This window comes from Vibrio sp. OPT20, assembly GCF_963889365.1.
Classification (GTDB): domain Bacteria; phylum Pseudomonadota; class Gammaproteobacteria; order Enterobacterales; family Vibrionaceae; genus Vibrio; species Vibrio splendidus.
In genome coordinates this window covers 34,432-50,713 of record NZ_CAWPOA010000031.1, presented here as the reverse complement: position 1 = coordinate 50,713, position 16,282 = coordinate 34,432, and the positions used below count along the sequence as shown (strand labels likewise).

At 45.0% G+C, this 16,282-nt stretch carries 18 protein-coding genes and 1 other RNA gene; 8 read left to right on the top strand and 11 right to left on the bottom strand.

Annotated features, from left to right (window positions below):
* Window positions 1-17 precede the first annotated feature (17 nt).
* The 6 genes from lepB to rpoE all read right to left on the bottom strand — a co-directional run bounded on the left by lepB (window position 18) and on the right by rpoE (window position 5,745).
* Window positions 18-914 carry a signal peptidase I gene (gene lepB / locus AACR09_RS01425; RefSeq protein ID WP_004735382.1) on the bottom strand — a complete coding sequence of 299 codons (897 nt, stop codon included), beginning with the start codon at window positions 912-914 and terminating at the stop codon, window positions 18-20.
* 245 nt (window positions 915-1,159) lie between these two features.
* A complete protein-coding gene (gene lepA, locus AACR09_RS01420; RefSeq protein ID WP_193835908.1) occupies window positions 1,160-2,953 on the bottom strand; it encodes a translation elongation factor 4 in 1,794 nt (597 codons plus the stop codon).
* Window positions 2,954-3,090: 137 nt separating this feature from the next.
* A complete protein-coding gene (locus AACR09_RS01415; RefSeq protein WP_017084321.1) occupies window positions 3,091-3,561 on the bottom strand; it encodes a SoxR reducing system RseC family protein in 471 nt (156 codons plus the stop codon).
* Window positions 3,558-4,520: a sigma-E factor regulatory protein RseB gene (rseB, locus tag AACR09_RS01410; RefSeq protein ID WP_004735379.1), complete on the bottom strand. Its 963-nt coding sequence runs from the start codon at window positions 4,518-4,520 to the stop codon at window positions 3,558-3,560. Before rseB ends, AACR09_RS01415 begins: the two co-directional genes overlap by 4 nt.
* Window positions 4,517-5,140, bottom strand: coding sequence for a sigma-E factor negative regulatory protein (locus AACR09_RS01405; RefSeq protein WP_004735378.1), 624 nt, complete (start codon window positions 5,138-5,140; stop codon window positions 4,517-4,519). Before AACR09_RS01405 ends, rseB begins: the two co-directional genes overlap by 4 nt.
* A gap of 26 nt (window positions 5,141-5,166) precedes the next feature.
* Entirely contained in the window at window positions 5,167-5,745 is a 579-nt protein-coding gene (gene rpoE / locus AACR09_RS01400) for an RNA polymerase sigma factor RpoE (RefSeq protein WP_004735377.1), read from the bottom strand.
* A 389-nt stretch (window positions 5,746-6,134) separates the two neighbouring features.
* Between rpoE and nadB the strand changes: the two genes are divergently transcribed.
* Window positions 6,135-7,751 (top strand): L-aspartate oxidase, encoded by a 1,617-nt coding sequence (nadB, locus tag AACR09_RS01395; protein WP_017084322.1) that lies wholly within the window; start codon window positions 6,135-6,137, stop codon window positions 7,749-7,751.
* Window positions 7,752-7,824: 73 nt separating this feature from the next.
* Here nadB and AACR09_RS01390 read toward each other — a convergent pair whose 3' ends face one another.
* Window positions 7,825-8,265 carry a protein YgfX gene (locus AACR09_RS01390; RefSeq protein WP_308822225.1) on the bottom strand — a complete coding sequence of 147 codons (441 nt, stop codon included), beginning with the start codon at window positions 8,263-8,265 and terminating at the stop codon, window positions 7,825-7,827.
* Complete coding sequence (locus AACR09_RS01385) at window positions 8,213-8,473, bottom strand: FAD assembly factor SdhE (protein ID WP_004735374.1); 261 nt, start codon at window positions 8,471-8,473, stop codon at window positions 8,213-8,215. Before AACR09_RS01385 ends, AACR09_RS01390 begins: the two co-directional genes overlap by 53 nt.
* Before the next feature lie 167 nt (window positions 8,474-8,640).
* Between AACR09_RS01385 and ygfZ the strand changes: the two genes are divergently transcribed.
* From ygfZ to AACR09_RS01370, 3 genes are all read left to right on the top strand, one after another.
* On the top strand, window positions 8,641-9,612 hold the full coding sequence (ygfZ, locus tag AACR09_RS01380; protein ID WP_193835907.1) for a tRNA-modifying protein YgfZ: 972 nt from the start codon (window positions 8,641-8,643) through the stop codon (window positions 9,610-9,612).
* Between the two features lie 4 nt (window positions 9,613-9,616).
* Entirely contained in the window at window positions 9,617-10,078 is a 462-nt protein-coding gene (locus AACR09_RS01375) for an aminoacyl-tRNA deacylase (RefSeq protein WP_193835906.1), read from the top strand.
* Between the two features lie 561 nt (window positions 10,079-10,639).
* Complete coding sequence (locus AACR09_RS01370) at window positions 10,640-10,846, top strand: DUF1107 domain-containing protein (RefSeq protein WP_004735370.1); 207 nt, start codon at window positions 10,640-10,642, stop codon at window positions 10,844-10,846.
* 155 nt (window positions 10,847-11,001) lie between these two features.
* Here the strand turns inward: AACR09_RS01370 and AACR09_RS01365 are convergent, their stop codons facing one another.
* Genes AACR09_RS01365 through AACR09_RS01355 form a run of 3 tightly spaced genes read right to left on the bottom strand, consistent with a single transcriptional unit; the run spans window position 11,002 to window position 14,016 of the window.
* Window positions 11,002-12,225 carry an FAD-dependent 2-octaprenylphenol hydroxylase gene (locus tag AACR09_RS01365; RefSeq protein ID WP_193835905.1) on the bottom strand — a complete coding sequence of 408 codons (1,224 nt, stop codon included), beginning with the start codon at window positions 12,223-12,225 and terminating at the stop codon, window positions 11,002-11,004.
* A 12-nt stretch (window positions 12,226-12,237) separates the two neighbouring features.
* Window positions 12,238-13,416 (bottom strand): 2-octaprenyl-6-methoxyphenyl hydroxylase, encoded by a 1,179-nt coding sequence (gene ubiH / locus AACR09_RS01360; RefSeq protein ID WP_108177672.1) that lies wholly within the window; start codon window positions 13,414-13,416, stop codon window positions 12,238-12,240.
* A gap of 24 nt (window positions 13,417-13,440) precedes the next feature.
* On the bottom strand, window positions 13,441-14,016 hold the full coding sequence (locus AACR09_RS01355; protein ID WP_004735367.1) for a YecA/YgfB family protein: 576 nt from the start codon (window positions 14,014-14,016) through the stop codon (window positions 13,441-13,443).
* Between the two features lie 307 nt (window positions 14,017-14,323).
* On the opposite strand from AACR09_RS01355, the gene zapA reads away from it, so the two are divergent.
* The 4 genes from zapA (at window position 14,324) to rpiA (ending at window position 16,210) form a co-directional block, all read left to right on the top strand.
* A complete protein-coding gene (zapA, locus tag AACR09_RS01350) occupies window positions 14,324-14,632 on the top strand; it encodes a cell division protein ZapA (RefSeq protein WP_004735366.1) in 309 nt (102 codons plus the stop codon).
* An 11-nt stretch (window positions 14,633-14,643) separates the two neighbouring features.
* A non-coding RNA gene (gene ssrS / locus AACR09_RS01345) (6S RNA) lies at window positions 14,644-14,826 on the top strand.
* 6 nt (window positions 14,827-14,832) lie between these two features.
* Complete coding sequence (locus AACR09_RS01340) at window positions 14,833-15,432, top strand: 5-formyltetrahydrofolate cyclo-ligase (RefSeq protein WP_004735365.1); 600 nt, start codon at window positions 14,833-14,835, stop codon at window positions 15,430-15,432.
* 121 nt (window positions 15,433-15,553) lie between these two features.
* The gene (rpiA, locus tag AACR09_RS01335) at window positions 15,554-16,210 is read left to right on the top strand and encodes a ribose-5-phosphate isomerase RpiA (RefSeq protein ID WP_017077789.1); all 657 of its coding nucleotides are present in this window, start codon (window positions 15,554-15,556) and stop codon (window positions 16,208-16,210) included.
* Window positions 16,211-16,282: the final 72 nt, after the last annotated feature.

Sequence of the window (16,282 nt, the reverse complement as noted above, 5' to 3'; positions counted from 1 at the left end):
ATGTGTTATGTGATCGATTAGTGAATCCCACCGATGCGATTAAAACGCACACCAGTAGGAATCCATGTTGGAAGTACACTGTCTGAACCGCGTTCGAATTCGAAGCTGATCCAAATAGCAACGGCCTTACCAACAAGGTTTGCTTCAGGGACAAAGCCCCAGTAACGGCTGTCAGCACTGTTGTCACGGTTATCACCCATAACAAAGTATTGGCCTTCTGGAACGATCCACTCGTTAACACCATTGCGAGGTTGATATGCTTGCACACGATCACGACGTAATGGGTTAACTAAAATTTGGTGCTCCACATCACCCAGCTGTTCATTCAGCTGAATCAGAGGCACACCATCTTGAATAAATTGGCTTTCTTCAACGTGACTTAACTTCACTGGTTTACAGCTACTGCCACCCTTCGCTTGAATGCAGACTTCTTTATTGCTGCTGTAGCGAATGGTATCACCCGGCATACCAACAACACGCTTAATGTAGTCGATATTCGGCTGAGGTGGGTATTTGAATACGATTGAATCACCACGTTCTGGTTTGCCCGTTTCGACCAGTTGAGTGCGCCATACCGGGTCTTTTAGACCGTATGCGTACTTCTCTACTAAGATGAAATCACCAACCAATAGTGTTGGCATCATCGAACCAGATGGGATTTGAAACGGTTCATAAATAAATGAACGCAAAACCAAAACAAATGCAATTACAGGGAAAATGGACACACTGTTCTCAACCCACCAAGGCTGAGCCGTAACTTTTGCGCTGGTTGCAGCGTCTAGGCCATTCGATTGTGCTTCAACGTCAGCCAGTTTTTGTTGGCGTTTCTTCGCCCACACAAACTTTTCCAACGCCCATACAATGCCGGTCACTAGAGTTACGATCACTAAAATAAGCGAAAATGTATTAGCCATTGATATCCCTTAAATTTCATTTCTTTAAAAATAACGAAAGTGAAAGAGTATAACCCTTTCACTCTGCTTAATATTTCTAATCTGTATCAATCATGCTGACTAAATGCTGGGGAGATTACGCAGGAAAAATCGTTTAGTTCGAGGCGTAAAGTGCAGTGACTAGTGGGCCTAATTGCAATCTTTGCAACAAAGAAATAAACGATTTTAACCAGTAATGTTCAGCAGATAGTTAGTGCGATTGATACCTAGTCTTTACCAACATGAAGAATCGCTAAGAATGCTTCTTGAGGCAGTTCAACGTTACCGATCTGCTTCATACGCTTCTTACCTTCTTTTTGTTTCTTAAGAAGTTTCTTCTTACGACTGATATCACCACCGTAACATTTTGCGATTACGTTCTTACGCAGTTGTTTCACTGTAGAACGAGCAATGATGTGGTTACCAATCGCCGCTTGAATCGCGATATCAAACATTTGACGAGGGATGAATTCTTTCATCTTCTCAACCAATAGACGACCACGAGACTGTGCAATGTCTTTGTGCGTAATGATAGCCAGTGCGTCAACCGTTTCGCCATTAAGCAATACGTCTACACGAACCATGTTCGACACTTCAAAACGTTGGAAGTTGTAATCCAGTGACGCATAGCCACGAGATGTTGATTTCAAACGGTCGAAGAAGTCTAGAACCACTTCTGCCATTGGCAGGTCGTAAGTCACAGCAACTTGCTTACCGTGGTAAACCATATCAACTTGAACACCACGTTTTTCTACACATAAGGTAATTACGTTACCTAGGTAGTCAGACGGTACAAGGATATTACAACGAGCGATAGGCTCACGAATTTCTTCTAAATCATTAGTCGCAGGCAGTTTAGCCGGGCTATCAACGTAAAGAATGCTGCCATCCGTTTTTACAACTTCGTACACTACGGTTGGTGCCGTTGTGATTAGGTCTAGGTCGTATTCACGCTCTAGACGCTCTTGGATGATCTCCATGTGAAGCATTCCTAAGAAGCCACAACGGAAACCAAAACCAAGTGCTGCCGAACTTTCTGGTTCGAAGAACAGTGATGCATCGTTAAGGCTTAGTTTGCCTAGTGCATCACGGAAGTTTTCGTAGTCATCAGACGATACTGGGAATAGACCTGCGTATACCTGAGGCTTCACTTTTTGGAAACCAGGTAGACGTTCAGTGCTGCCGCCTTTTGCAAGCGTCAACGTATCACCAACAGGTGCGCCAAGGATGTCTTTAATACCACAAACAACCCAACCAACTTCGCCAGTATTTAGCTCTGTTGTGTCGATTTGCTTAGGTGTGAAGATACCTAGACGGTCAACACCCCAAACTTGGTCTGTCGACATTACTTTAATCTTGTCGTTCTTCTTCAGCTTACCGTTCTTGATACGAACCAAAGAAACAACGCCTAAGTAGTTATCGAACCAAGAGTCAATGATCAACGCTTGTAGTGGCGCGTCTGGATCACCTTCCGGTGGTGGGATAGCTGTTACGATGTTTTCAAGAACGTCATCAACACCGATACCGGTTTTTGCAGAACAACGCGTTGCTTCCATCGCATCGATACCAACGATCTCTTCGATTTCTTCAGCAACACGCTCAGGTTCAGCAGCAGGTAGGTCAATCTTGTTCAAGATTGGCACTACTTCCAGTTCCATTTCGATAGCGGTGTAACAGTTTGCTAGAGTTTGTGCTTCAACACCTTGACCAGCATCCACAACCAATAGCGCGCCTTCACAAGCGGCTAGAGAACGAGATACTTCGTAAGAGAAATCTACGTGTCCTGGAGTGTCGATAAAGTTAAGTTGGTAAGTTTCACCATCTTTCGCTTTGTAATCTAAAGTCACACTCTGCGCTTTAATTGTAATACCACGCTCGCGTTCTATATCCATAGAATCGAGGACTTGAGCTGCCATCTCACGTTCACTTAACCCTCCACAAACTTGGATTAAGCGGTCAGAAAGGGTCGACTTACCGTGGTCGATGTGGGCGATAATCGAAAAATTACGAATGTGCTTCATAGGCTTGGTGTGACTAAACTCTTTGAATAGGGATAATAAGAAAGCCGCGACGCGTCCAATCTACAGTCAGCATTGGTGGCGGCATTTCAATCAAGTTGGCAGATTCTACCCAATTTAAGGGCAAGAAGCATCATAAATTAGACGAGAGGCTCACCTAGGATTCGAATCAAGACGACTTCTTGCTTAGATTTGTCTTCCATTGGTTTGGCTAACCGCTTCGCTAAGGCAATACCACCAGCAGTAAACAGCGCTGCACTTAAGATAACAATGCCCTCGCCCCCTTGGAGTAAGGGTTGCAACAAGAGCTGTCCAAAACCAGCACCAATCATCAACATGAAAAGTGGAATGAGGTAAACAATCGCCGCAGACTGCAGTAAGCTTTTTTCTGGAAAGCCAATTTCCACGATCTGTCCGGCTTTAACTAAACTTTTGGTTTTAAGCTGCCAAAACAAGGATTTATTGCCAACAGCCTTAGTAACAATACCCGTTCCGCAGCTTTTTTGAGATGAGCAACTGCTGCAACTGGTTTGTTGTTCGCAGCTCAGTTGAACAAAGTATTGTTGACCGCTTTGTTCAACCGAGCTAACGGTTGCCAGCGCCGTCATCATTGCGCTGGTACCGGTTTATTGAACGTAACTGATTGGGCAATACGTTTGGCGGTTGCTGGCGGAATATCACCCACCACAGAGATCTCTTTGTCACCAATCACTAAGCTGTGTAACGTTCTGCGTCCTTGGCGTACCAACTGCCCTTTCAATGAATGTTCGTCTTTATCGGCGATATAAACTGAAAAGCTAAACAACCCATCACTGAAAAGTTGGCTTTCAACCATTTTATCGGTCGCAGCCATTGGATAACGACTAAGCTCTTTTGACTTAAATCCTTCAGGAATCCAAGAGGCTTGCCAGTTAGTTTCACTCACTAAGCCTTCCGGCAGCGATAAGACTTTCGGTAGTTGAGCGCTATTCAAGCCCCCCATTGCCTCAGCAATCTTATCGTTCACCACGTAAGAGATAGTGCGGTACTGTTCAAGCACTTCGCCATCACGATCCAACAGATCGGCACGCAAAGGAAGGCTCGTTTTTTCATCTACCCAAACGACGTAAGAGTAACGAAGGCCATCTTTCGGCACCACGCGCAATACTTGCGTAGTACTTCCAGCTTCACGAGCACGACCAACTTTAACGAAATCGTAATAGTCGTTGAGCGCGTCAATATCTCGATTAATCATCGGAATAACAGGGGCAACCATACTGCCAGATTGAATGGTAAACGGTTCTGTGCCCGGTTCAATATAACTGACTTCATCACCACGTCGAATAACTTCACGGATAGGCCCGCTCAAGTAAACAAGGTGCGCGAGTTGTTGGTCGTCGTTAACCGCATGGCGATAAACAAGAGGTTCAATACTGCTCTTCTTAATCAAAATGTAGGAGAGTTCGTAATTTAGATGCTGACTGGCCTCGTTCATCTGATGTAACAACGCCTTTGCAGTGGGTTCCTCTGCAAAGGCTGTTGGAGACATCAAGCTGAACAGTGTCAGTGCACTGACCAGGATTTTCTTCATTCAATGTCCGATTCTAGATGTGCATCTTGCATTGGCGATGCATCACTGTTTAATCTTAGCTGCAGCTCATAATCTTCTAGCATTGCATGAACGCGTTTGCGCTGCTCTTGCAAGTTAGCTTCAGATGCTGGCTTCTCAACAGAGTCACGCGTTAAGCTTACTGGTTCCGCAGAACCCGCAAATGGAATCGTCTGGAGTACAGGCAACTGCTCTGGCGCAGCAGGGTCGCTGCCACCATATTGTTGAACACCTAGTACAACGACTAGTGAGACACACGCTGCCACGGCAACTTGTCCAAACTGTTGTAACCACGCCGGAAGCTGACGCTTCGCTTGCTGAGGTTTAGGCTGCTCTTCAATTGGAGCAACAGTTGGTTCAACATGCACTTGGTGCAGGTTCGGCATTGCACTATGTGCAGGCTCATTATCAAGCGCTGCCGCAACACTGTTAGCAATGTTCCACTCTGGAGTTTCTGGCGCATCCCCACGCATAACATCACCAATTAGATGGTAACTCTGCCAGGTATCCATGCTTTCTTGATCAGATTCGAGATCTACAATGAGAGCTTTATCGATCGTTTCACCATCCATGAGTGCCGAAAGCTTTTCTTTATCAGCCATTATTTTCACCATAATTATTACAAGTTCTAGCGTTGCAAAAGAGGCTTAATTTTCTTTTCCACCGCTTCACGAGCTCGGAAAATACGCGAACGTACGGTTCCTACAGGGCAATCCATTACTTCTGCAATCTCTTCGTAGCTCAAACCTTCGAGCTCACGCAACGTCATTGCAGTTTTTAAGTCTTCTGGTAGCGCTTCAATCGCTCCAAAAACAACTTGTTTCAATTCGTTTGACAGCGTTAAGTTCTCAGGGTTCGATATTTCTTTTAACGCGCTGCCTGTTTCGTAATATTCTGCATCTTCTGCATCTACATCTGTTGCTGGCGGCCTACGGCTCTGGGCAACGATATGATTTTTAGCGGTGTTCACGGCAATTCGGTACAACCATGTATAGAAGGCACTCTCGCCACGAAAGTTAGGTATCGCGCGGTAAGCTTTAATAAAAGCTTCTTGTGCTACATCAGGTACATCACCGGAATTATTCACGTATCGAGAGATAAGATTACAAACTTTATTTTGGTACTTAACCACTAGTAAGTTAAAAGCCTGCTTATCTCCACTCTGAACTCGCTCAATCAACACTTGATCGGTTAGCTGCTCGTTCATTCGAGCGGGTACTCCTATTGTTATAACCCTTACCTTCACAGATATGGGTACTAATTATGCGAAATGTAGTATTGACACCACCGTCTACAAGAGCACTATTGTGACTAAGCCAAATACCGAAAGTTCCAACTTTCTTAAAATTATTTGCCATTATTGTTTCACAATGTGATGTAATAAAAATAGCTATCCCTATCAATTTGGGGAAACTTGAGCAAAAGCAATGGTATTGAGCAATTAAATATTTCTAGATAGCTGTCTGTACATTGATTTTGTGTAGCGTTTTAGGATGACTCTGGAGAGATTATAACAGTCTTAGCCAAACTCCTAAAACAAGACAACGTCAATTGAGAGTGGACAACTCGACTATAGCCCGGGATTTAATAAGTTTTATGAACGCAAACCGTGAACATCAGTGTGATGTATTAGTGGTAGGAAGTGGTGCGGCAGGCTTGTCATTAGCCTTACGTGTAGCAGAACATGCAAAAGTAATTGTATTAAGCAAAGGACCACGCAGCGAAGGATCGACGTATTACGCACAAGGTGGTATCGCCGCGGTATTCGATGAGTCGGACAGTATTGAGTCTCATGTAGAAGATACTCAAATTGCTGGGGCTGGGTTATGCGAAGAAGATACAGTTCAATTCATTGCTGAAAATGCTAAAGAGTGTGTGCAATGGCTGATTGATGGTGGTGTTCCATTTGATAAAGATGAGAACAGCACGGAAGGCCAACCAAAATATCACCTCACTCGTGAGGGTGGCCACAGTCACCGCCGAATTCTGCACGCTGCCGATGCAACTGGCATGGCAATGCAAACCTCACTGCAAGATAACGTCAACAATCACCCAAACATCGAGATCTTCGAGCGCCACAACGCGCTAGATTTGATCACAGAAGATAAGGTTGGTGGTTCGAAAGACAAAGTTATCGGTGCCTACATTTGGAACCGTAACCAAGAACACGTTGAAACCGTGCGCGCTAAATTTGTTGTGTTAGCAACAGGCGGCGCTTCCAAGGTTTACCAATACACCTCTAACCCAGATGTCTCTTCAGGTGATGGTATTGCTATTGCTTGGCGTGCGGGGTGCCGTGTAGCCAACCTTGAGTTCAACCAGTTCCACCCGACTTGCTTGTTCCACCCAGAAGCGCGTAACTTCCTACTGACGGAAGCACTACGTGGTGAAGGTGCCTACCTGCGTCGTCCAGACGGTTCCCGCTTCATGAAGGACTTCGACGAGCGTGGTGAACTGGCTCCGCGTGATGTGGTTGCTCGTGCGATTGACTTCGAAATGAAGCGCCTAGGTGCCGACTGCATGTATGTTGATATCAGCCACAAGCCTGAAGAGTTCATCACCACGCATTTCCCAATGATCCATACTCGTTTGATGGATTTAGGGATTGATATGACCAAAGAGCCGATCCCAATCGTACCGGCTGCGCACTATACCTGCGGTGGTGTGATGGTGAATAAGCAAGGTCAAACCGACTTAACTAACTTATATGCGATTGGTGAAGTGAGTTACACCGGCTTACACGGTGCGAACCGCATGGCGTCAAACTCACTGCTTGAATGTGTTGTTTATGCTTGGGCAGCAGCAAAAGATATCGTTGAAAACATCGACCAATCTCAACTGTGCGCTGAACTGCCTGCATGGGACGAAAGCCAAGTCACCAACAGTGATGAAGAAGTGATCATTCAGCACAACTGGCACGAGCTAAGACTGTTCATGTGGGATTACATGGGTATTGTTCGAACGGATAAACGTCTAGAACGTGCAATGCGCCGTATTCAGATGCTGCAGCAAGAAACTCATGAGTACTACAGCTACTTTAAGGTTTCGAACAACCTATTAGAACTGCGTAACTTGCTACAAGTAGCTGAGCTTATGGTTCGCTGTGCGATGCAACGTAAAGAGAGCCGCGGCTTACACTACACGTTGGATTACCCAGAACTTGCAAAAGACAGTGGCCCAACGATTCTGACGCCAGAGAGAAACCAGTCGTAATCATTATTTGAAAGCTATTAGCTAATCAACTAAACGCAATCAAACGAAAAGGAGCTTAGTGCTCCTTTTTCTTTTATCTCGCGTTCTCATTTGCCTCGTGCGATCGTTGTAAGTTCACCAGAAAGTGGCGATATTCACGCTCACGACAACTATCACGCCAAAGCATTACCGAATGCCCACATTCGAATTTTAGTTTGACGAAAAACTGTGCCCAGATCTTATCAACAGACTTAAGTGTGTAGGATTGGTCATTGAGTCGAATCTCGCCATCTTCTTTATAATCAAAGCATCCATGTGCTGTATTCAAGATTACATGATTGGCTTTAAACAAACTGAACATTAAAGCTAAACAATAGAGGGCAACAACGAGCGGGATAGAAGAAAAGACGATGAAAAACAAAAGGCACCCAGAAACAGTGCCTTTTGCAAATAATGCGGAATATGAAGGTTTAAGCTGAAGCTTAACGAACCTTGCTGAGGTTATGCGCGACAATTTTATCAACCATTGAAGCATGGCCTAGATTTTCACTGCGCCCATGTCCCATAACCCAAGTAAACAAATCTGGGTCATCACACTCAAGTAGAGAAACAAACTCACGCTGTTCCTGCTCTTGCAATGAATCAAAACACTCTTCAAAAAATGGCATGATGACTACATCAAGTTCTAACATGCCACGACGGCAACCCCATTTAATTCGTGCTTTCTGCTCTGCAGTGTACATTGGCTATCCTCACCTATAATTTTTCTTTCTCGGAGTGTAACAAGTCATACGCTCTGCAACTACTATGTGAGTCACAGTCCCTATCTAAGCTCACAAAAAAACCTAGGCTGACAAAGAAACAGAACCGGATTAACATAGAGCCAAATAAAATTCTTAGGAAAGATAAAATGGATTGGAAAAACACATTTCAGCCGCTCGCTCATACGCAAAATGAATCGCTTCCAGAACTGATGATGACACACGTGTCGGATTGGAGCGCAATCACCATGATAGGCGATGACAAAAAGTCGTACCTACAAGGTCAAGTTACGTGCGATGTCGTCACTCTTCCTAATGATGAATCTACATTAGGTGCGCATTGTGATGCGAAAGGAAAGGTTTGGAGTATCTTTCGTTTGTTCCACCACAATGGTGGTTACGCTCTTATGCAGCCTAAATCGGCAATTGAAGTCGAGTTAGTTGAAATCAAGAAATACGCCGTGTTCTCTAAAATTGATATCGAGCAGACGTCTGACGTTGTTATCGGAATCATGGGCACTTCAGCGAACCAATACGTTGATTCGATTGCAGAGGGTCAAGGTAAAGTGCGTACTATCTCTGGTGGTACAGCCGTTCAAATCTCAGACAACCGTTGGGCTCTACTTGTTACTCAAGAAGCAGCCGAAGCCTTGGTATCAAGCAGCTCAGCTGAAAAAGTATCGGAAGCGCTTTGGCAGTATCATGAAATTCTTGATGCTCAGCCTAACCTATCAAAAGCAGAGCAAAACGAGCACATCCCTCAAGCTCTTAACCTACAAGCGATTGGCGGTATCAGCTTTTCAAAGGGCTGCTACACAGGTCAAGAAACGGTTGCTCGTGCCAAGTACCGTGGCATGAACAAGCGTGAGATGCGCATTGTTTCTGGAACAACTTCAGATGTACTGTCTCCAGAGAATACGATTGAACTTGAACGCAGCGTGGGTGAGAACTGGCGTGGTGCAGGCCGACTATTAAACGTCTATCAATTTGCTAATAACCAAGCGATTGGTTTGATGGTACTGCCAAACAACCTTGATGACGATGTTCAGCTTCGACTGACCGCGCAGCCTGATCAAACATGGACTATCCTGCCACTGCCTTACAGCCTTGACGACGAGTAACCACGTGGAAACACTGATTACACAATGGCTGGATCAACAGCAGGTGAACTATCGCCTGCTGATGCAAAGTAAACCAACCACCAGCATCGAAGAAACAGCTCAAGAGCGAGGCATCGACGCCTCTCAAATGGTGAAGTGTATCCTGCTCAAGGACATGGGCAACCAATATGCGTTGGCCTGTACTGCTGGTGATCGCTCTGTCGACCCCAAGAAAGTACGCTCGGTACTGAATTGCCGTCGAATGACCTGTGTATCACTCGCTGATGTTGAAACGATCACAGGCTTTAAGGCTGGGTGTGTTGGCCCTCTTGCTCTAAAGAGATACATGCCGATCATTTTTGATCCTTCAATTCAAAAAAACTCGACGGTTACTATTAGCTCAGGTGATCGAATGGCTGGTGTTGCGCTGGATCCCTATGATCTTATGGCCCTTTGCGCACCAATCGTTGCTGACATCAGTCGATGATCTTTTCGATCGCGTCATCGTTCGCAAACTTCAGTACAACTTTTCATTGAATACATTTTTAGTGTGAAGTTCGTCATAAGAAGAACACGCCAATAATAAATAATTACTCAAAATAAAAGCATAAGTAGTCACAAAGGCAAATTTACGTTATTGTGAATTTACTGACTAGCTTTTAAGCAAATCAGTACAAGTGAATCCACTGAGTAACATCAGTATCCACTTTTGTGTAATGCATCTGTGACTATTCGCCCGTTTTAGACGGGCTTTTTTTTGTCAAAAATTTACAATTTGATTACACAAACAAAAAAATCCCGCCTATTCTTATACTTGTAACATTATCACTGCTTAATACCGGACAGGAAAGTTCACAGCAGTTCACTACTCAGTATTATTTTGGGGAGGAGCTCACGTAAAAATAGATATTTACTGAAGAAAGTGCTTAGAACAGCACAAATATCTAATTCACGTCAACTCTACTGCATATTACTCCATGCTTATCACAATTATTATCTCGGAGTTTTTCTATAATATGCAGGCTAGGTAAATATAAGGATAATTAAAATGAGACTGTTTAAGCGCTATACACCGAGTATGATTGCTAAACATGTAAGTCGACTTTTCAAAGGACGAATCTACATTTACGGCGTAGGAAAATTTGAGTTTGATAACGGTAAACTCGTGCTGCCAGACCGAGCAGAAAGGCGTCACTTTCAAACGGTAAAAGAAATAAATAGTGAAATCATGAAACTGCGCTGCGCATACGCATGACCTGATTATCTACAGAATTAAAAACAAAAAGGGTTGGCATAATGCCAACCCTTTTTTCGTGTTCAGATTGAGTCAATGGCAATCAGCTCCAGCTGCTGACCATCAACAACGGCTCACCCGTGCGCGACTATTGATTTGCGACTGTTGATTCACGATTATTGGTGCGTAACTGGACGCTTGGCTAGATCAGGAAGATTGCCTGACAAACCCAGTGCTCGCTTCATGATCTCATCTTTTGCACCCGGTAATTGGCCCGCGAGCTTCATACCGATACCACGAATCAGCTTCTTGGCTGGGTTATCGCCTTCAAACAGATCTTTAAAGCCCTGCATAGACGCAATCATTTTAGCCGCCTCTGCTTTTCTCCAGCGTTCATAACCACGAAGGTTACGTTTGGTACCAATGTCCTCGCCAGCAGCCCAAAGCGTTAACAGCTCTTGCGCTAAGCTTGCAGCATCTAATAGCCCTAAGTTGACCCCTTGCCCCGCTAACGGGTGAATCGTATGAGCTGCATCACCAACCAAAGCGACACGCTCTACAGCAAAGTCACGTGCAAAGCGCATACGTAATGGGAAGGCAAAACGCTCACCAACCACTTCACATAAACCAAGTTTTGAGTCGAACTCAGCCGTCAGTTGCTTATTAAAATTAGCATCCGACATGGATACAAGCTTCTCGGCACGATTAGGCTCCGTAGACCAAACTATCGAGCTCATGTGGCTTGGCTGCATTGGTAGGAATGCCAATGGCCCTTGTGGTGTGAATATCTGACGAGCAACGCTATGGTGTTGCTCTGTGGTCTTGATATTCGCGACAATCGCGCTGTGTCCGTAATCCCAATGTGTTAATGGGATATCTTGTTGTTTGCGAACCCAAGAGTTTGCGCCGTCCGCTCCAACAACCAACTTAGCTGTCAGTGCTTGGCCATTATCTAGCGTTAACCATGCTTCGCTTTCACCAATCGCCATCGTTTTGCACGTCGCGGGCATGTACAGGCTGACATTATCTTGCTTCTTCACCTGATCAAGCAATGCGAGTTGAATCACACGGTTCTCAACAATATGACCGAGATTCGGCTGAGCCAAACGTGTCGAGTCAAACTCAATACGAGCAAAGCTATCTTGTTCCCACACCTCCATCGCTTGGTAAGGTGCAGCACGTCTTTGTTCAATGCCTTGCCATGCGCCTAGGTTACGAAGAATCACTTCACTAGAGCGGCTCAATGCCGACACACGCACATCAGGCAATTCGCTAAGCCCTTCACTGGGTGCCCTGCCTTCAATGACGGCAATTCTTAGGTCACAGTCTTTCAACGCAGCAGCAAGCGCTAGGCCAACCATGCCTCCACCAACAATCGCGATATCAACACTTTGCATCATTATTTTTCTACCTTATCTTTCTACTAGGCCAAGCGTATGACGCAAAAGTGGACCTTTAAGTGGTGGAAGGTTATCAATTACGGCTAACCCAAGATTACGCCCAATGCGAGCGGTCAAAAAATCGTTTGAGAATAAATGGACTAGGCTTGATGTCAGCGTAATCGTCGTGTCTCTATCTTGTTCTCTACGTTTTCTAAAGTTAACAAGACCATTGTAACGCCCAACATCATCGAGTTGGGTACACAACTCTTCCGCCAAGGAAGCCACATCACGAATGCCAAGATTAAAGCCTTGTCCCGCAATTGGGTGAAGCGTTTGAGCGGCATTACCAATAATCGCAAATCGATGAGAGATATTTTGCTGACGATGACGAAGAATCAGTGGGTAACTGGCACGCTTGCCTACCTTCTCGAGTCGGCCAAGTCGCCAACCAAAGTCATTCTGCAACTGCTCAAGAAATTCGTTGTCGTTTAGCGTCATCACTTTTTGTGCTTGCTCCGGTGACAAACACCAAACTAGCGACAAACGGTTGTCACTCATCGGTAATAGAGCGACTGGCCCATGATGAGTAAAACGCTCAAATGCTCGACCTTGATGAGGTTCACTCGCCACGATATTGGCAATCACAGCAACTTGTTCAAAGTCATGCTCACTCAATGAGATATTGAGTTGTTGGCAACAGGTTGAGATAGCGCCATCGGCAGCAACCAATAACTTAGTTGTTACTGTTTGCCCATTTGTCAGTTCAATCGTCGTTTGCAACTCTTCACGTTCGACTTTACTAACAGACTCAGGGCAAAGCATCGTAATTGCAGCTTCGGACTCAAGCTTCTGCTGATAGATTCGCCCCACATCCGCCAACTCCACCACATAGCCAAGCGCATCAACAGCAAGCTCTTCACTGTAGATGTCCGTCATTCCGGCATGCCCTCTATCCGAAACATGGATATCTTTAATTGGGGTCGCTACCGGAGCGATAGATTGCCAAAGGTGCAAAGAATCGAGGATCTGCACAGTGCCATAGGACAAAGCGATCGAACGAGAATCAAAACCAGGGTGAGCTTGATGATCAACCTGATAAGGCTCTACTACCGCGATCGACAGTGAACCTTGACTAAGGTGATTCAGAGCAAGGGCTAAGGTCGCCCCTGCCATTGCGCCACCAGCAATTACAACATCATACTGAGCCATTATAACCTCAAACCGACAAGCGGATTAATGAATGGTTGGAGCCGCATCTTCAGATGGGCGAGCACCGAATTCAGCATGAATCGTTAGTGCACACGCTTTTACGTGTTCAATAACGTGCTCTAGAAGCTGTGCTTGCTCTTCCATATCATCGTCTTCGTCAATGCCTAGCTTGGCCATCTCTTCAAGATCAGCCAAAGCTTCTTTGGTACCGTCAGACGCTTTATTCAATTGAGCGCCAACCAAGCCTAAACCAGAAATAAAGTGGTTAATCCAATCAGACACACCGTCCGCAAGATCAAACAGGCTTGCGCTTGCGTCTTCGTCCGGCAACAACATAGACAGCTCCATGCCTGAACCTGTGATTTCGCTGGTCGTTACTTTTAATGTCGCTTCCGCTAGCGTTAATGCGCGATCTGGCCAGCCCATACCTTCATTGGTGTAATCAAAGATCAGTGGTTGCCAGCTTTTATCTGCCAGGTTTAAGCCTCCGCTCAACATACCTGTTAATAAACCATGCATCTCAGCAGGGTTTACGGCTAAGCTTGCCGATTGAAGTTCAGTCGCAACCGTTAGGTAGTCAGGTAAAGTAGTTTCGCTCATCAGATAGCTCGCTCAGTTATTCTTTATATCGATAGTATAATCGTACCACTTCACCCCAATTCTGATAAGCATCGATCCTGAGCAATTGAAGGATGACTGACTACCAATTGTTCAATTTGCTGAATTACTGTGTGCTCAAGCTCTCATTTACAAACAGTCACTCTGAAAAGCTTGAATCTTAATAGCGGTTTACCTATAGTTTCTCCCTCAGAGGAGATTGCTTCCTCATCGGTACTTGCACTTTTTCTTTGTAAAAATATGATAAAGGGCAACAGCCTTAAATAGTGCGTTAAAGAGTTCATCCATCATGAGTAATCAAGCGGTAGACGTTGAAATATTAGGAAAACTGACTCGAGTGAATTGTCCCCCAGGGCAAGAAGAGTCATTGATTGCAGCGGCGGCCGATCTTGATAATCGATTGAAAGAGATGGCTGAACGTACTAAGGTAACCAATGAAGTGAAGCTGCTAACGATCGCAGCTCTGAACATTTGCTATGAATTACAAACCAAGAAGTTTGAAGCAAATGATGAACAAAACGCACTGACCGAGCGAATGGAACAGCTCACGACATCACTTTCAGATGTCCTCAGTAAAGTTAAGCACGGACAGCAATAGCGTACACAAAATTTACCCTGGAGTGTTTGTCAGAGGATTCACGTCCCCGAGCCGATAAGCAATCCCTAAGGGTTAGTACTTGAGTGCTATTGAGCATGCTCGGTCCGCCGAGAAGCCTACGGTAATCATTGCTGATCCGCCTTGAACTCGCTGGTTCAAGGGCCATCTATTCTCAACGGCACTTTGGGGTATCCCTTCTTATGAAGACGCTCACACGCAGCGAATTTCGCAAACAGATCCGTATCAAACGCAATGCCTTATCTGGCGACCAACAAACTCAATCCGGTATAGACTTAGTTAAGCAGTGTTCTCAGCTTGATGAGATTCAGTCAGCTCAACATATCGCCCTCTATATCTCTATCGATGGCGAACTCGATACCCAGCCTTTAATTGAATGGTTATGGGCGCAAGGCAAGCAAACTTATTTACCAGTATTGCACCCCTTCTCTGCCGGACATCTGCTGTTTCTACATTACTCTCCAACCACACCCACTGTTTTGAATAAGTACGGCATTGTCGAACCTCAACTCAATCAGATGCTGGTTAAACCTTGTCAGCAACTCGATCTCATTCTGACTCCCCTTGTAGGCTTTGACTCTCAAGGGCATCGCTTAGGCATGGGCGGCGGATATTACGATCGTACTTTGGCTCGATGGTTTGAGACTGGTGAAGGGGCAACACCAATTGGTTTGGCTCATGATTGCCAGCATGTCGATACATTGCCAATTGAAGAATGGGACATTCCGTTACCTAAAATCGTGACTCCGAGTAAGACTTGGCAATGGGAAAACAGCCATTAAAGCGCTATAATCGCGCCGCAAACGTTAACCTCGATATCCAAACGTTAACCCAATACCCAAACGTTAACTTCAATACGCGAACGATTAATTCAAAGCGCAAGACCTTATTCAGGAGAATGGCATGACTCAAGATGAAATGAAAAAAGCAGCTGGCTGGGCAGCACTTCAATATGTTGAAGAAGGCAGCATTGTAGGTGTAGGTACTGGCTCTACAGTAAATCACTTCATCGACGCACTAGGCACAATGAAAGAAAAAATCAAAGGTGCGGTTTCAAGCTCTGTAGCCTCTACTGAAAAACTAGAAGCGCTAGAAATCAAAGTATTTGAGTGTAATGACGTATTCAAGTTAGACATCTATGTTGATGGCGCAGATGAGATCAACGGTTCACGCGACATGATCAAAGGCGGCGGTGCAGCTTTGACTCGTGAAAAAATCGTAGCGGCTATCTCTGATAAGTTTATTTGTATTGTTGACGGTACTAAAGCCGTTGATGTGTTGGGTAAATTCCCACTGCCTGTTGAAGTTATCCCAATGGCACGTTCATATGTTGCACGTGAACTAGTAAAGCTTGGTGGTGACCCAGTTTACCGCGAAGGTTGCACAACCGATAATGGCAACATGATCCTAGATGTATACGGCATGGCGATCGAAAACCCGAAACAATTAGAAGATATCATCAACGGTATCGCTGGTGTGGTTACGGTTGGTCTATTTGCTCACCGTGGTGCTGATGTGGTTATCACAGGCACACCTGAAGGTGCAAAAATTGAAGAATAAATAATAGAAGATTGAGTTTTTCTGTTACTTCATTACATACGGTGCCCAAGGGCGCCGTTTTTTTTGCTTTTC

Bases quoted from the DNA above. Each gene is read 5' to 3' on its own strand.
- ygfZ (WP_193835907.1), top strand. From the start codon at position 8,641: ATGGATTGGAAAAACACATTTCAGCCGCTCGCTCATACGCAAAATGAA.
- AACR09_RS01390 (WP_308822225.1), bottom strand. From the start codon at position 8,265: ATGCTTCAATGGTTGATAAAATTGTCGCGCATAACCTCAGCAAGGTTC.
- rpiA (WP_017077789.1), top strand. From the start codon at position 15,554: ATGACTCAAGATGAAATGAAAAAAGCAGCTGGCTGGGCAGCACTTCAA.
- rseB (WP_004735379.1), bottom strand. From the start codon at position 4,520: ATGAAGAAAATCCTGGTCAGTGCACTGACACTGTTCAGCTTGATGTCT.
- lepB (WP_004735382.1), bottom strand. From the start codon at position 914: ATGGCTAATACATTTTCGCTTATTTTAGTGATCGTAACTCTAGTGACC.
- AACR09_RS01415 (WP_017084321.1), bottom strand. From the start codon at position 3,561: ATGATGACGGCGCTGGCAACCGTTAGCTCGGTTGAACAAAGCGGTCAA.
- AACR09_RS01355 (WP_004735367.1), bottom strand. From the start codon at position 14,016: ATGAGCGAAACTACTTTACCTGACTACCTAACGGTTGCGACTGAACTT.
- AACR09_RS01340 (WP_004735365.1), top strand. From the start codon at position 14,833: ATGAAGACGCTCACACGCAGCGAATTTCGCAAACAGATCCGTATCAAA.
- nadB (WP_017084322.1), top strand. From the start codon at position 6,135: ATGAACGCAAACCGTGAACATCAGTGTGATGTATTAGTGGTAGGAAGT.
- zapA (WP_004735366.1), top strand. From the start codon at position 14,324: ATGAGTAATCAAGCGGTAGACGTTGAAATATTAGGAAAACTGACTCGA.
- AACR09_RS01405 (WP_004735378.1), bottom strand. From the start codon at position 5,140: ATGGCTGATAAAGAAAAGCTTTCGGCACTCATGGATGGTGAAACGATC.
- AACR09_RS01370 (WP_004735370.1), top strand. From the start codon at position 10,640: ATGAGACTGTTTAAGCGCTATACACCGAGTATGATTGCTAAACATGTA.
- rpoE (WP_004735377.1), bottom strand. From the start codon at position 5,745: ATGAACGAGCAGCTAACCGATCAAGTGTTGATTGAGCGAGTTCAGAGT.
- ubiH (WP_108177672.1), bottom strand. From the start codon at position 13,416: ATGGCTCAGTATGATGTTGTAATTGCTGGTGGCGCAATGGCAGGGGCG.
- AACR09_RS01385 (WP_004735374.1), bottom strand. From the start codon at position 8,473: ATGTACACTGCAGAGCAGAAAGCACGAATTAAATGGGGTTGCCGTCGT.
- AACR09_RS01365 (WP_193835905.1), bottom strand. From the start codon at position 12,225: ATGATGCAAAGTGTTGATATCGCGATTGTTGGTGGAGGCATGGTTGGC.
- lepA (WP_193835908.1), bottom strand. From the start codon at position 2,953: ATGAAGCACATTCGTAATTTTTCGATTATCGCCCACATCGACCACGGT.